Origin of the sequence: Streptomyces sp. NPDC087901 (genome assembly GCF_044742205.1) — a bacterium.
Taxonomy (GTDB): Bacteria; Actinomycetota; Actinomycetes; order Streptomycetales; family Streptomycetaceae; genus Streptomyces.
The window spans coordinates 549427-562965 of sequence record NZ_JBIUUC010000001.1 but is presented as its reverse complement, the minus strand read 5'-3'; the positions used below and the strand labels follow the sequence as shown (position 1 = coordinate 562965).

Genomic DNA, 13539 nt, shown 5'->3' with positions numbered 1-13539 from the left:
CCGTTCACCGCCTGTTGACGCTCCGTCAACTGCGCACCTCTACTGTCCTGACGTTCGACCCGCCGGGCCGACCGGACCGGCGGGCCCTCACGTCACCCGTGGAGTGATCGTGGAACGTCGGACCTTCTTGCGCACAGCCGTGATCGGCGGCTCGGCGGCCGCCTTCGGCGGCACCCTGTGGCGGGGTGCCGCCTTCGCCGGCCCCGCCCAGCCGGCCACCGGCCCGTACGGCGCACTGCAGGCGGCCAACGGCAACGGCATCCTGCTGCCGAGCGGCTTCTCCAGCAGAATCATCGCCCGCTCGGGGCAGACCGTCCCCGGCACCTCGTACGCCTGGCACAGCGCACCCGACGGGGGCGCCACGTTCGCCGACGGGAGCGGCTGGATCTACGTCTCCAACGCCGAGGTCTCCTCCGGCAGCGGCGGCGGGGCGAGCGCGGTGCGCTTCAACTCCTCCGGAACCGTCACCTCCGCCTCCCGGATCCTGTCCGGCACCAACAACAACTGCGCGGGCGGCCGTACCCCGTGGAACACCTGGCTGTCCTGCGAGGAGGTCAGCCGCGGATTCGTCTACGAGACGGACCCCTGGGGCGTGAACGCGGCCGTGCAGCGCCCCGCGCTGGGCCGCTTCAAGCACGAGGCGGCGGCAGCCGACCCGGACCACGGGTACGTCTACCTCACCGAGGACGAGACGGACGGCCGCTTCTACCGCTTCCGCCCCACCACCTGGGGCAACTTGTCCGCCGGCACCCTCCAGGTCCTGGTGGCCGGCACCGGCACCTCGGGCCCGGTGACCTGGTCGACGGTCCCCGACCCGGACGGCTCGCCCACCCTGACCCGCTACCAGGTCTCCGGCGCCAAGGTGTTCAACGGCGGCGAGGGCTGCTTCTACGCGGCGGGCACCTGCTGGTTCACCACCAAGGGCGACAACCGGGTGTGGGCGTACGACGCGAACGCGTCCAGCATCTCGCTCGTCTACGACGACTCGCTGGTCACCGGCGGCAGCGCCCCGCTGACCGGCGTCGACAACGTCACCCGGTCCACGTCGGGAGACCTCTACGTCGCCGAGGACGGCGGCAACATGGAGATCTGCCTGATCACCCCGGACGACACCGTCGCCCCGTTCCTGCGGATCAGCGGCCAGTCCGGCTCGGAGATCACCGGCCCGGCTTTCTCCCCGGACGGCACGCGGCTCTACTTCTCCTCGCAGCGCGGGACGAGCGGCAGCTCGTCCGGAGGCATCACGTACGAGGTCACGGGGCCGTTCCGCAGCTGAGCGGGACCCCGGCCGCGCGGCGCCCGTACCGGTGCCGCGCGGCCGTCTCCCCCGCCATCAGGCCGGCTGGCCACCGGCCTCGACGGCCGCCGGGTCCATCCAGATGACCTCCCAGATGTGGTGGTCCGGGTCCTGGAAGGACCGGCCGTACATGAAGCCGAGCTCCTGGGTCTCGTTGGCGGGCGATCCCCCGGAGGCGAGCGCCGTGTCCACCAGCTCGTCGACCTTCTCGCGGCTCTCGGCGCTCAGGGCCAGGATCACCTCGGTGGACTTCGAGGCGTCCACGATCTCCTTCTTGGTGAAGTCCTTGAAGCGCGGCTCCTCGAGGAGCATGGCGAAGATGGTGTCGCTGATGACGAGACAGGCGGTGTGCTCGTCACTGAACTGCGGGTTGAAGGAGTATCCGAGCTTGCCGAAGAAGTCCTTGGTCGTCTCGATGTTCTTGACCGGCAGGTTCACGAAAATCATCTGAGGCATGGCCGTCCCGCTCTCTCGGTGGTGTCCTGTGTGCGCTTCTCGAACGCGTTACGACAGGTAGACGCCGGGGCCACCGGGAACTCATCGGCACCGGACGAAAAATCCTTCCCGCACGGCGCCGGAGGGAAAACCTCCTCCGCGGCACCGGAGGAGGCGGAGGCTCAGGACACGGCGAGCGGCGCGCCGCCCCTCAGCAACGAGCCGCCCAGCGGGGTGAGGGTGTGCAGGACCGAGCTGCCGTGGCGCAGGGTGTGGACCAGGCCCGCCTCGCGCAGCACGCTGGCGTGCTGGCTCGCCGAGGCGAGGGAGACACCTGCCCGGCGGGCGAGCTCGCTGGTCGTGCAGCCGTCGCCGATGACCTTCAGGACCGTCGACCGGGTGTTCCCGAGCAGCCGGCCGAGCCACGGGCCCGGTTCGGCGAAGACCGGGGCGGCTGCGTGGGTCACCGGGTAGACGAGCACCGGCGGGAGCGTCGGGTCGCGGTAGACGACCGGGGTGCCGCGACAGAAGAAGGACGGCTGGAGGAGCAGGCCGCGTCCGTCCAGGTGCAGTTCGCGGTCGACCGGGTAGTCCGCCTCCAGCACGGGCGCCCGCCAGCGGATCACCGGCGGGAGCGAGGCCAGCAACTCGTCGGCGCCGCCGTCCAGGAGCGCCCGGCCGCGGACCGCGCGGTCGGCCTCGATGCGGGCCTGGATGTGCGGCCAGTAGGGCTCGACGGCGGCCCGGTGGTAGGCGCGCAGGACCCCGATGAGCCGGCCCAGGGGCTCGGCGCGCCCCTCCCCCAGCGTGTCCAGCGCCACCGGCCGGATCATCCGCCGGACCGCACCGCGGCCGCCGGCCGCCTCTTGGGCGCCCAGCACCGCCAGTTCGGCCTGCAGCCGCTCGGGCGGGGTGTCGCGCAGGGCCTCCATTCCGGTGGTGAAGTCCATCGGTTCGGCGCCTTCCTGAGAAGGCGTCAGGAAGTCCGGGAAATAGCCGCGCGGTGGAACCACGGCAGACAGCAGACGTACTTCATTATTCAACCGTGGCCGGGTTTCGGAGCGCCATTTCCCGAACACCGTGGAAGCCCGCCGGTCTCTCAGCCGGTGAAAGCTGAGAATGGTCTCCCATAATGCGTCAGGCCCGGTGGCCATCCGCACCTTGGAAAGGTCCCATCCGGAGACATGGATACGCAGCACCGAACCCCCACCCCTTGCACCTGCAATTGCCCCCGCGCAAGAGTATGCGAAGGGTAACTACACGTCACCACGGGGTTTCGGCCAGAGGTGAAACGTCTCGCCCCGAACCACCGTCACCCGAAAGGCTGTACGACGTCGGGTGCGATTCCGGAGCCACCGGAAGAGCGGGTGAAGGCCGTGGGGGGTTTTGCTCGCTCGGCGGCGGTTGGTGACGGTGCGGCTCCGCGCTCGACGGGGGTAAGCCGGGTGCGGTCCGGGGATGGGGATCCCTGGACCGCACCCCGGTCCGTTACGGGCCCATCTCTTTGCGCATTAAACGAAGCAATGAATAACCGCCCCGCAGAAAGCGCTCACATTCCGGTGCCCGGCCCAGGGCGGCGCGACATCCGAACACGTGCCCCGTGCACATGACAAGGCGGCGGCACCCCCGCACAGGGTGCCGCCGCCTTCGGGAATTCCGCGGCTGCCGCCGGACCGATGAGGGTCGTCCGGTCCGGCGGCAGCCGGCGGAGTCAGTGGCTCCGCCGCGTCATCGGCTGTCGCTGCCCCTCGACTCCGCAGCCGCCCGGCCGGCCTCCAGCCGGGCCACCGGAATGCGGAACGGTGAACAGGAGACGTAGTCCAGGCCCACCTCGTGGAAGAAGTGCACCGACTCCGGGTCGCCACCGTGCTCGCCGCAGACGCCGAGCTTCAGGTCGGGACGCGTGGCCTTGCCGGCCGCGACCGCGCTGCGCACCAGCGCCCCCACGCCGTCCCTGTCGATCGTCTCGAACGGCGACACCCCGAAGATGCCCTTCTCCAGGTACGCGGTGAAGAACGAGGCCTCCACGTCGTCACGGGAGAAGCCCCACACCGTCTGGGTCAGGTCGTTGGTGCCGAAGGAGAAGAACTCCGCCGCCTCGGCGATCTGACCGGCGGTCAGCGCGGCGCGCGGCAGCTCGATCATCGTGCCGATCTTCAGCTTGAGGTTCGTGCCCGTGGCGGCCTGGACCTCGGCGATGACCTGGTCGGCCTCCTCGCGGACGATCTCCAGCTCCTGGACCGTACCGACGAGCGGGATCATGATCTCCGCGCGCGGGTCGCCCTTGGCGTTCTTGCGCTCGGCGGCAGCCTCGGCGATCGCCCGTACCTGCATGGCGAACAGACCCGGGATGACGAGGCCGAGCCGGACCCCGCGCAGACCGAGCATCGGGTTCTGCTCGTGCAGCTTGTGCACGGCCTGCAACAGCCGCAGGTCGTTCTCGTTGGCGTCCTTGCGGGACTCGGCGAGCGCGACGCGGACCGAGAGTTCGGTGATGTCGGGCAGGAACTCGTGCAGCGGCGGGTCCAGCAGCCGTACGGTGACGGGCAGTCCGTCCATCGCCTCGAAGAGCTCGATGAAGTCGGCCTTCTGGAGCGGAAGCAGCTCCTCCAGGGCCGTCTCGCGCTCCTGGTCGGTGTCGGCCAGGATCAGCTTCTCGACCATCTCGCGGCGCTCACCGAGGAACATGTGCTCGGTGCGGCACAGCCCGATGCCCTGGGCGCCGAAGCGGCGGGCCCGCAGGGCGTCCTCGGCGTTGTCCGCGTTGGCCCGCACCCGCAGCCGACGCACCCGGTCCGCGTACGCCATGATCCGGTGCACGGCGGCGACCAGCTCGTCGGCGTCGTCGGCGCCCGCGTGCATCCGGCCCTCGAAGTACTCGACGACCGGCGACGGTACGACGGGTACCTCACCGAGGTACACCTTGCCGGTCGAGCCGTCGATGGAGACGACGTCGCCCTCCTCGATGACCCGCCCGCCCACCGTCATCCGGCGGCGCTTGGTGTCGACCTCCAGGTCCTCGGCGCCGCAGACACAGGTCTTGCCCATGCCGCGGGCGACGACGGCCGCATGCGAGGTCTTGCCGCCGCGCGAGGTCAGGATGCCCTCGGCTGCGATCATGCCGTCGAGGTCGTCCGGGTTGGTCTCGCGCCGGATGAGGATGACCTTCTCGCCGGAGCGGGACCATTTGACCGCGGTGTACGAGTCGAAGACGGCCTTGCCGACCGCCGCGCCCGGCGACGCAGCGATGCCGCGGCCCAGCCGCTCCGTCTTCGCTTCGTCGTCGAAGCGCGGGAACATCAGCTGCGCGAGCTGCGCGCCGTTGACGCGCTGCAGGGCCTCGGCCTCGTCGATGAGCCCCTGGTCGACGAGCTGGGTGGCGATCCGGAAGGCGGCACCGGCGGTGCGCTTGCCGACCCGGGTCTGGAGCATCCACAGCTGGCCGCGCTCGATGGTGAACTCGATGTCGCAGAGGTCCTTGTAGTGGGTCTCCAGCGTCTCCATGATCTGCATCAGCTGGTCGTACGACTTCTTGTCGATGGACTCCAGCTCGGCGAGCGGCACGGTGTTGCGGATGCCCGCGACGACGTCCTCGCCCTGCGCGTTCTGCAGGTAGTCGCCGTACACGCCCTGGTGGCCGCTGGCAGGGTCGCGGGTGAAGGCGACACCCGTACCGGAGTCGGGGCCGAGGTTGCCGAAGACCATGGAGCACACGTTGACCGCGGTGCCGAGGTCGCCGGGGATGCGCTCCTGACGGCGGTAGAGCTTGGCCCGGTCGGTGTTCCACGAGTCGAAGACGGCCTTTATGGCCAGGTCCATCTGCTCGCGAGGGTCCTGCGGGAAGTCGCGTCCGGCGTCCCGCGTGACGATCTTCTTGAACTGCTTGACCAGCTTCTTCAGGTCGCCCGCGTCGAGATCCACGTCGACGGTGACGCCCTTGGCCTCCTTCGCGGCCTCCAGCGCCTCCTCGAACAGGTCGCCCTCGACGCCGAGGACGGTCTTGCCGAACATCTGGATCAGGCGGCGGTATGAGTCCCACGCGAACCGCTCGTCGCCGGACTGGGCGACGAGGCCGACGACGGAGGCGTCGGAGAGGCCGATGTTGAGGACCGTGTCCATCATTCCGGGCATCGAGAACTTGGCGCCGGAGCGGACGGAGACCAGCAGCGGGTCGTCGGCCTGGCCGAGCTTCTTGCCCATCCGCGCCTCAAGGGCGTCGAGGTGCGCACTCACCTCTTCGCGCAGGGCGGCCGGCTCGTCGCCGCTGTCGAGGTAGACCTTGCAGGCCTCGGTGGTGATGGTGAAACCCGGAGGGACGGGAAGCCCGAGGTTGGTCATCTCGGCGAGGTTGGCACCCTTCCCGCCGAGAAGGTCCTTCAGTTCCTTGTTGCCCTCGGTGAAGTCGTAGACGAACTTCTGAAGGTCTTCGTTTTCCGACACGAGTCTCGACTCCTCGACGACGCGGTGGCTGCCCTGACGGCGAGGAACATACCCAGATCGAAGGTGTCTCGGTACGTCCACTTGCCCGTCATGCGGCCTCAACCACCCGTCCGCCAGCAGATCGAAAGTGACCCCATGGGTGAGCCGAACGCACGTCTGCATTCAAGACTTGTACACATCGCTACGGAACGCTCCCCGGTCGCGCAGATCATGTGACCGTACGTAAGGGGAGAGTCGATCGATCAAACCGAAGTTACCTGGCACCCAGTGCCATCATTTGAGAAGTGCACCCTGTTCATTTGCGCTCAAACGAGCGTCACCTGTCTCAAGGTGGCGAGAATCACGCCGAGCCGGCCGCTCAGATGTCACCATCCGGACGCCTCCCAGGTGGCTCCCGGTGGCCCTCCGCTCACACAGCGGCAGACAAACGCATCACGCGGGCGCGCCGGCCGTCACTTCTCGGCCCGATCGGCCGATTCTCGCGGGATAACGCGCTCACATGAGCAAGGGCTCCGAGAGGGCACCGGGTGCCCTCTCGAGGAGGCCTGTCAGCCGCCCGACGTGTCCAGTTCCGCGTCCGCGCTGACGCCCGCGCAGTCGTACGGGTCCTTCAGCCAGCCGTCCGGGAGCACCACCCGGTTGTTGCCCGAGGTGCGTCCGCGCGGACCGTCGGCACCGTCCGGCCACGGCTGGTCCAGCTCCAGCTCCTGCAGCTGGGAGCCGAGTTCGTCGAGCGACGAGGTGATCGCCAGCTTCTTGCGCATCTCGGAGCCGACCGCGAAGCCCTTCAGGTACCAGGCGACGTGCTTGCGGAAGTCGATCACGCCGCGGGTCTCGTCACCGATCCACTCCCCGAGCAGCGTCGCGTGCCGCAGCATGACGTCCGCGACGGTCCGCAGGGAGGGCGCCTGCCGCGTCTCCGTACCCTCGAACGCGCTCACCAGGTCGCCGAAGAGCCAGGGGCGGCCCAGGCAGCCGCGGCCCACGACCACGCCGTCGCAGCCGGTCTCGCGCATCATCCTCAGGGCGTCGTCCGCACACCAGATGTCACCGTTGCCGAGGACGGGGATCTCCGGGACGTGTTCCTTGAGCCGGGCGATGGCGTCCCAGTCGGCGGTGCCGCCGTAGTGCTGCGCCGTCGTCCTGCCGTGCAGGGCGACGGCCGTCACGCCCTCCTCGACGGCGATCCGGCCGGCGTCGAGGAAGGTGAGGTGGTCGTCGTCGATGCCCTTGCGCATCTTGATGGTGACGGGCAGGTCACCGGCCTGCGAGACGGCCTGCCTGAGGATCGCGCGCAGCAGCGGCCGCTTGTACGGGAGCGCCGAGCCTCCGCCCTTGCGGGTGACCTTGGGGACCGGGCAGCCGAAGTTCAGGTCGATGTGGTCGGCGAGGTTCTCGTCGACGATCATGCGGACGGCCTTGCCGACCGTGACCGGGTCGACTCCGTACAGCTGGATCGAGCGCGGGGTCTCGCTCGCGTCGAAGTGGATGAGCTGCATGGTCTTCTCGTTGCGCTCGACCAGGGCCCGCGTCGTGATCATCTCGCTGACGAACAGCCCCTTACCGCCCGAGAACTCCCGGCACAGGGTGCGGAAGGGAGCGTTGGTGATGCCGGCCATGGGGGCCAGGACCACCGGCGGCTGCACGGTGTGCGGGCCGATGCGGAGCAGCTGGGGCGAGGGGGCGAGCGTGGTCATTCCCCCATTGTCGCGTACGCCGGGAACTGCTCCGGCGGCGGCGGGGACGCGCCGGGTCGCGCGGGTCCCGTCCCAGGGCTCCGTTGTCGGACCCCCCACGTAGCGTGAGGGGGACGGTACCGAACCAGAGAACGAGGGAACGACGCTCATGAACTCCGCCCGACCCGCCCGCTCCACCCGCCTCGCCCGCCCCTTAGGCCCGGGCGCTTCGGCTGCATCGGCTGCATCGACGGCATCGGCTGCATCAACCGCATCGACCGCCGGAAAGGCCCCCAGCCGCCGCACCCTGCTCTCACTGGGCACCGCAGGGGCAGCCGGTGCACTGCTCGCCTCCACCGCGGGTCCCGCCCGGGCCGCCGCGCGGACCCCCGGGCCCGGGTCCGCCAGCGTCGCGCTTCGCGAGCTGGAACGCGTCCATGGCGCCCGCGTCGGCGCGTTCGCGTACAACCTGGCCACCGGGGCCACCGTCCGGCACCGGGCCGATGAGCTCTTCCCCGTACTCTCCACGTTCAAGACGCTCGCCGCGGCGGCCGTGCTGAGGGACCTGGACCGGGACGGCGAGGTGCTCGGCCGGCTCGTCCGCTACACGAAGGCGGACTGTGTGGTCGATTCCCCGATCACCGACACACCTGGACACATCGCGAGCGGGCTGACCGTCGCCCAGCTCTGCGACGCGGCCATCTGCGACAGCGACAACACCGCGGGCAATCTGCTGCTGCGCGAGCTCGGCGGCCCTGGGGCGATCACCCGTTTCAGCCGCTCGATCGGTGACCCGACGACACGGCTCGACCGCTGGGAGCCCGAGCTCAATTCGGCCGAGCCCGGGCGGCGTACCGACACCACCACTCCGGCCGCCATCGCACGCGACTACGCCCGGCTGGTGCTCGGGGACGTACTGGAACCGGGCGACCGCGAGCGGCTGACCGGCTGGCTGCTGAACTGCCGGACCAGCGGGACCCGTTTCCGGCTCGGACTGCCGCCGGAGTGGACGGTCGCGGACAAGACCGGCGGCGGATCGTACGGCAGCTGCAACGACGTGGGCATCGCCTGGACACCGGACGGGACCCCGGTGGTGCTGGCCGTGCTGACGACCAAGCCGGACGGGGACGCGGGGGCGGCCGGGGACCATCCGCTGGTGGCCGGCGTCGCCGGGGTACTGGCAGCGGAAGTCGTTAGTTAGGCGTACTATCCATGAATGCCTGAGCTCAGCCACCGGCGACGGATGCTCGTACTGGCGATCTGCTGCATGAGCCTCCTGCTCGTCAGTCTCGACGTCACCGTCCTCAACGTCGCTCTGCCCGCCATGCGCCAGGACCTGGACGCGAGCGTCGCGGGGATGCAATGGACGATCGACGCGTACACGCTCGTCCTTGCCTCCCTGCTGATGCTCGCGGGGTCCACCGCCGACCGGATCGGCCGGCGCAAGGTCTTCATGGCCGGTCTCGTCCTGTTCACCCTGGGCTCGGCGCTCTGCTCGCTGGCACCCAGCCTGGAGATGCTCATCGCGTTCCGGATGGTGCAGGCCGTCGGTGGCTCGATGCTCAACCCCGTGGCGATGTCGATCATCACCAACACCTTCACCGACCCCCGCGAGCGCGCCCGTGCGATCGGTGTGTGGGGCGGGGTCGTCGGCGTCTCGATGGCCGCGGGACCGGTGGTCGGCGGCGCCCTGGTCGACTCGGTCGGCTGGCGGTCGATCTTCTGGATCAACCTGCCGGTCGGCATCGCCGCCTTGCTGCTGACCTGGCGGTACGTCCCCGAGTCCCGCGCCCCGAAGGCCCGTCGCCCGGACCCCGTCGGCCAGCTGCTGGTGATCACGCTGCTGGGCTCGCTGACGTACGCGATCATCGAGGCGCCGCAGAAGGGCTGGACCTCGGCGGAGATCCTCCTCCTCGCCGCGCTCGCGGCAGCCTCGCTCACCGGCCTGCTGGTGTACGAGCCCCGGCGCACCGACCCGCTGATCGACCTGCGGTTCTTCCGCAGCATCCCCTTCAGCGGGGCCACCGTCATCGCGGTCAGTGCCTTCGCCGCCCTCGGCGGCTTCCTCTTCGTCAACACGCTCTATCTGCAGGACGTGCGGGGCCTGAGCGCACTCACCGCCGGCCTCTACATGCTGCCGATGGCGGCGGTGGTCTGTGTGCTGTCACCCCTGTCGGGCCGGCTCGTCGCCAGCCGCGGGCCGCGCATCCCGCTGCTCGTCGCCGGTGTCGCGATGGCGGTGAGCGGGCTGATGTTCGCGGCGTTCGACGCGGAGACCGGCACCGCGTCGATGTTCACCGCGTATGTGCTGTTCGGTCTGGGCTTCGGCTCGGTGAACGCGCCCATCACCAACACCGCGGTCTCCGGGATGCCACGCTCCCAGGCGGGCGTGGCCGCGGCGGTCGCCTCGACCAGCCGCCAGATCGGGCAGACGCTGGGCGTCGCCGTGATCGGGGCGGTCCTTGCGGCGGGGGTGGCCGGTTCCTCGTACGGCAGCGGGTCCGCGGGCGACTTCGTCGAGGCCAGCAGGGCCGCCTGGTGGATCATCACCGGCTGCGGGGTGTGCGTCCTGCTGGTCGGCGCGCTGAGCAGCGGGCGCTGGGCCCGGGACACCGCCCGCCGGACCGCGGAACGGCTGGAGGATTCTGCTGTCATGCCCGCGTCCGGTGCTCCCGCGGGTCAGTCCTCGTCGGCGAGCACCAGGGCCTGAAGCCGCTCCAGCCGCTCGCGGGTCTCCTCGTCGCGTGGCACGTACGTCACCAGCCTCGGTCCGGCGGACGGGCCGAGCCAGAGGTCCGTGGTCTCCACCCGGAGCAGCCCGACATGGGCGTTGCGGAAGATCTTGGACCGGCCACCGGCTCCCAGCACCTCGTGCCGCGCCCAGGTCTCCCGGAATTCCGGCGAAGCCGCCTCCAGCCGCTCGCGCAGCGCCTTCCAGGAGGGTTCGGCGAGGTGTTCCGCCATCGCTGCCCGGAATTTGGCGGTCAGGAGACGTGCCACCTCGTCGATGTCCATGACCGAGGATCGCCACTGCTCGTTCGTGTAGGCCAGCAGCATGATGTTGCGGTCCTCGGGAGCGACGGCTTCCATGTCGCAGAGCAGCCGGCCGTAGGTGCGGTTGTGGGCGAGGACGTCGTACCGGCTGTTCTGTACGCAGGCCGGGATCGGTTCCAGTTGCCGCAGCATGGTGCGCAGCGCCGGGGTGATGCTCGGGCACTCCGTGCCGGGTGCCGGGTCGATGGCGGCGGCGAGGGAGAAGAGGTGGGTGCGCTCGCTGCGGTCCAGGAGCAGGGCGCGGGCGAGCGCGTCGAGGACCTGGGGCGAGACCTGGATGTCACGCGCCTGTTCGAGCCAGGTGTACCAGGTGACGCCGACGGCGGAGAGCTGGGCGACCTCCTCGCGGCGCAGCCCCGGGGTGCGCCGGCGGCGGCCCCGGACCAGCCCCACCTGCTCGGGGGTGATCCGCTCCCGGCGGCTGCGCAGGAAGTCCGCGAGCTCGTGGCGCCGGATCTCGGGTTCGGGCGGGCCGGAGAGCTCCCGGTGGGGCTCGGGGGCCTCCGGGATCCGAACCGCTTCTAGGTCCTTCCGCGCTGCCGTCACCATCGTCGTCATGCCTCCAGGGTGCGGGACCGTCCGATGCCATGCCAGGTGCTGCTTGTACCAGGATAAAGACACTCTGGTACCAGGCTCCGAGAAGAGCGATCGTCGGTTCCGTGAGTGAATCCTCTGTACGGCCGAAGACATACGCCGCCCCCGCCCCCGTGGTGCGGCACGACCATCCGGCCCCGGTGCTCGGCGCGCTGGGGCTGTTCACCGTGCTGCTGGGTGCGGCCCTCCCCCTGATCGACTTCTTCATCGTCAACGTCGCCCTGCCCACCATCGACCACGACCTGGCCGCGGGTCCCGCGCTGCTGGAACTGGTCGTCGCGGGCTATGGGCTCTCGTACGCCGTCCTGCTTGTCCTCGGCGGCCGGCTCGGCGACATGGCCGGCCGGCGCCGGCTCTTCCTGCTGGGCATCGCCGCTTTCGGGCTCACCTCACTGGCCTGCGGGCTCGCCCCGAACGCCTGGACGCTGGTCGGTGCGCGGGTGGCCCAGGGGGCCGCGGCGGCGCTGATGCTGCCGCAGGTGCTCGCCACCATCCAGGCGGCCACCTCGGGGCACCGGCGGGCCCGGGCGATGAGCCTGTACGGGGCCACGGCCGGGCTCTCCATGGTCGCGGGCCAGATCCTGGGCGGTGTGCTGGTCGCCGCTGCGCCGCTGTCGTCGGTGTTCGGCGAGAGCGCGGGGTGGCGCTCGGTGTTCCTGGTCAACGTTCCGGTGGCGGCCGTCGGGCTGTTCCTGGCGGCCCGCGCGGTGCCGGAGACCCGTTCGGAGCGGCCGGCGCCCATCGACGTACCGGGCACGCTGCTGCTCGCCCTGTCCCTGGTGACGCTGCTGGCCCCGCTCACCGAGGGGCGGGCCGCGGGCTGGCCGCTGTGGACCTGGGTGTCGCTGGCGCTGTTCCCGTTCGCCGCGGTCGCCTTCTACCGGGTGGAGCGGCGGGCCGACCGGCGCGGACTGGTTCCGCTGGTCCCGCCGAGCCTGTTGCGGCTCGACTCGCTGCGGCGCGGGCTGGCGCTGGTGGTGCCGTTCTCGATCGGCTTCGGCGGCTTCATGTTCGTCATCGCCGTGGCGCTCCAGCAGGGCCTGAAGCTGGGTCCGGCGGCATCGGGCCTGTCGATGGCCCCGATGGCGGTGGCCTTCTTCGCGGCCTCACTGGCCGGTCCGCGGCTGGTGCGGCGATACGGCAGCCGGGTCGTGACGGCCGGCGGACTGATCCAGGCGGCAGGCGTCGTCGTGCTCGCTCTCACGGTGTGGCACGGCTGGTCGGGCCTGGGGCTGCCGGGGCTGATTCCGGGGATGGCGATCGCCGGCCTCGGTCAGGGGCTGCAGCTGCCCGTCCTCTTCCGCATCGTGCTGTCCGACGTGCCGCCGGAGCGGGCCGGTGTGGGCGGCGGTGTCATGACGACGACCCAGCAGGCGGCGCTGGCGCTGGGCGTGGCGACGCTCGGCTCGCTGTTCCTGGCGCTGGCGCCGGGCTCGGGCATGCGGGACGCGCTGATCGTGACGCTGCTGGTCCAGCTGGCGGCTGTCGCGCTGACCACGCTGCTGAGCCTGCGGCTGCCGCGCAGCGTGGCCTGAGAGCGGGGCGCCGATACGGGTGTGGGCCCGGAACACCTCAGATGCCTGAGGTGTTCCGGGCCCACGGTCGTACGGGTGGTGCGAACTGTCCTCGGCGAGGAGGCGTCAGCTCTGCGCAGGCGCGTCCTGCTCCGGGGCGTCCTGCGCGGCGGGGGCGGCGGCGGCGTCCGACGGCTCGGTTCCGGCGGCGCGCTCACGCATCTTGCGCAGCAGCTCCGCCTTCTGCTCGGCGGCCGTCTTGCGGTTGGCGTTGCGCTCGGGGCCGGCGCCCTGCTGCTCGGCGCGGGACACCTTCTTGCGCTGTCCGCCGACACCGAGAAGGTTGTTACGGCTCTTGGCCACGGGGTTCTCCCATTCGTGGTGAAAGTGAGGTCTGAGAAGACCCTGGATCGGTCCGGTGGGCGGCGGGTGGTCGGACCCGCCGCGCTCTCACTCGTAGATCTGGAAGAACGAAGACATGGGCAAACGGTATCCCGCCCCCATCGGCCGCGGCACCGCGTTTTCTCCC

Annotated in this window: 10 protein-coding genes; 4 read left to right on the top strand and 6 right to left on the bottom strand. The window is 70.5% G+C overall.

All coding sequences use genetic code 11. From position 1 onward, the window contains the following. Window positions 1-109 precede the first annotated feature (109 nt). Window positions 110-1276 (top strand): alkaline phosphatase PhoX, encoded by a 1167-nt coding sequence (locus ACIOEW_RS02415; RefSeq protein ID WP_362540933.1) that lies wholly within the window; start codon window positions 110-112, stop codon window positions 1274-1276. 57 nt (window positions 1277-1333) lie between these two features. Here the strand turns inward: ACIOEW_RS02415 and ACIOEW_RS02410 are convergent, their stop codons facing one another. The 4 genes from ACIOEW_RS02410 to dusB all read right to left on the bottom strand — a co-directional run bounded on the left by ACIOEW_RS02410 (window position 1334) and on the right by dusB (window position 7869). Beyond that, window positions 1334-1753 (bottom strand): VOC family protein, encoded by a 420-nt coding sequence (locus ACIOEW_RS02410; protein WP_362540930.1) that lies wholly within the window; start codon window positions 1751-1753, stop codon window positions 1334-1336. Window positions 1754-1914: 161 nt separating this feature from the next. Then, on the bottom strand, window positions 1915-2931 hold the full coding sequence (locus ACIOEW_RS02405; protein WP_362540928.1) for a helix-turn-helix domain-containing protein: 1017 nt from the start codon (window positions 2929-2931) through the stop codon (window positions 1915-1917). A gap of 529 nt (window positions 2932-3460) precedes the next feature. Continuing rightward, on the bottom strand, window positions 3461-6172 hold the full coding sequence (gene ppdK, locus ACIOEW_RS02400) for a pyruvate, phosphate dikinase (RefSeq protein ID WP_362540925.1): 2712 nt from the start codon (window positions 6170-6172) through the stop codon (window positions 3461-3463). Between the two features lie 548 nt (window positions 6173-6720). Continuing rightward, on the bottom strand, window positions 6721-7869 hold the full coding sequence (dusB, locus tag ACIOEW_RS02395) for a tRNA dihydrouridine synthase DusB (RefSeq protein ID WP_401960599.1): 1149 nt from the start codon (window positions 7867-7869) through the stop codon (window positions 6721-6723). Between the two features lie 148 nt (window positions 7870-8017). Here dusB and bla point away from each other — a divergent pair, with 148 nt between their 5' ends. Together bla and ACIOEW_RS02385 are read left to right on the top strand one after the other, a co-directional pair. Further along, window positions 8018-9049 carry a class A beta-lactamase gene (gene bla / locus ACIOEW_RS02390; protein WP_401960596.1) on the top strand — a complete coding sequence of 344 codons (1032 nt, stop codon included), beginning with the start codon at window positions 8018-8020 and terminating at the stop codon, window positions 9047-9049. Between the two features lie 15 nt (window positions 9050-9064). After that, on the top strand, window positions 9065-10558 hold the full coding sequence (locus ACIOEW_RS02385) for an MFS transporter (RefSeq protein ID WP_401960595.1): 1494 nt from the start codon (window positions 9065-9067) through the stop codon (window positions 10556-10558). On the opposite strand, the gene ACIOEW_RS02380 is transcribed toward ACIOEW_RS02385, so the two are convergent. Continuing rightward, window positions 10528-11451 carry a helix-turn-helix domain-containing protein gene (locus tag ACIOEW_RS02380; protein ID WP_401961512.1) on the bottom strand — a complete coding sequence of 308 codons (924 nt, stop codon included), beginning with the start codon at window positions 11449-11451 and terminating at the stop codon, window positions 10528-10530. The two genes, ACIOEW_RS02385 and ACIOEW_RS02380, sit on opposite strands and share 31 nt — an antisense overlap. 110 nt (window positions 11452-11561) lie before the next feature. Here ACIOEW_RS02380 and ACIOEW_RS02375 point away from each other — a divergent pair, with 110 nt between their 5' ends. Next, a complete protein-coding gene (locus tag ACIOEW_RS02375; protein WP_401960594.1) occupies window positions 11562-13031 on the top strand; it encodes an MFS transporter in 1470 nt (489 codons plus the stop codon). Between the two features lie 105 nt (window positions 13032-13136). Here the strand turns inward: ACIOEW_RS02375 and ACIOEW_RS02370 are convergent, their stop codons facing one another. Beyond that, the gene (locus tag ACIOEW_RS02370) at window positions 13137-13373 is read right to left on the bottom strand and encodes a DUF6243 family protein (protein ID WP_401960592.1); all 237 of its coding nucleotides are present in this window, start codon (window positions 13371-13373) and stop codon (window positions 13137-13139) included. Window positions 13374-13539: the final 166 nt, after the last annotated feature.

Coding starts and splice junctions, on each gene's coding strand:
- ACIOEW_RS02410 (WP_362540930.1), bottom strand. CDS start 1,753: ATGCCTCAGATGATTTTCGTGAACCTGCCGGTCAAGAACATCGAGACG.
- bla (WP_401960596.1), top strand. CDS start 8,018: ATGAACTCCGCCCGACCCGCCCGCTCCACCCGCCTCGCCCGCCCCTTA.
- ACIOEW_RS02385 (WP_401960595.1), top strand. CDS start 9,065: ATGCCTGAGCTCAGCCACCGGCGACGGATGCTCGTACTGGCGATCTGC.
- dusB (WP_401960599.1), bottom strand. CDS start 7,869: ATGACCACGCTCGCCCCCTCGCCCCAGCTGCTCCGCATCGGCCCGCAC.
- ACIOEW_RS02380 (WP_401961512.1), bottom strand. CDS start 11,451: ATGGTGACGGCAGCGCGGAAGGACCTAGAAGCGGTTCGGATCCCGGAG.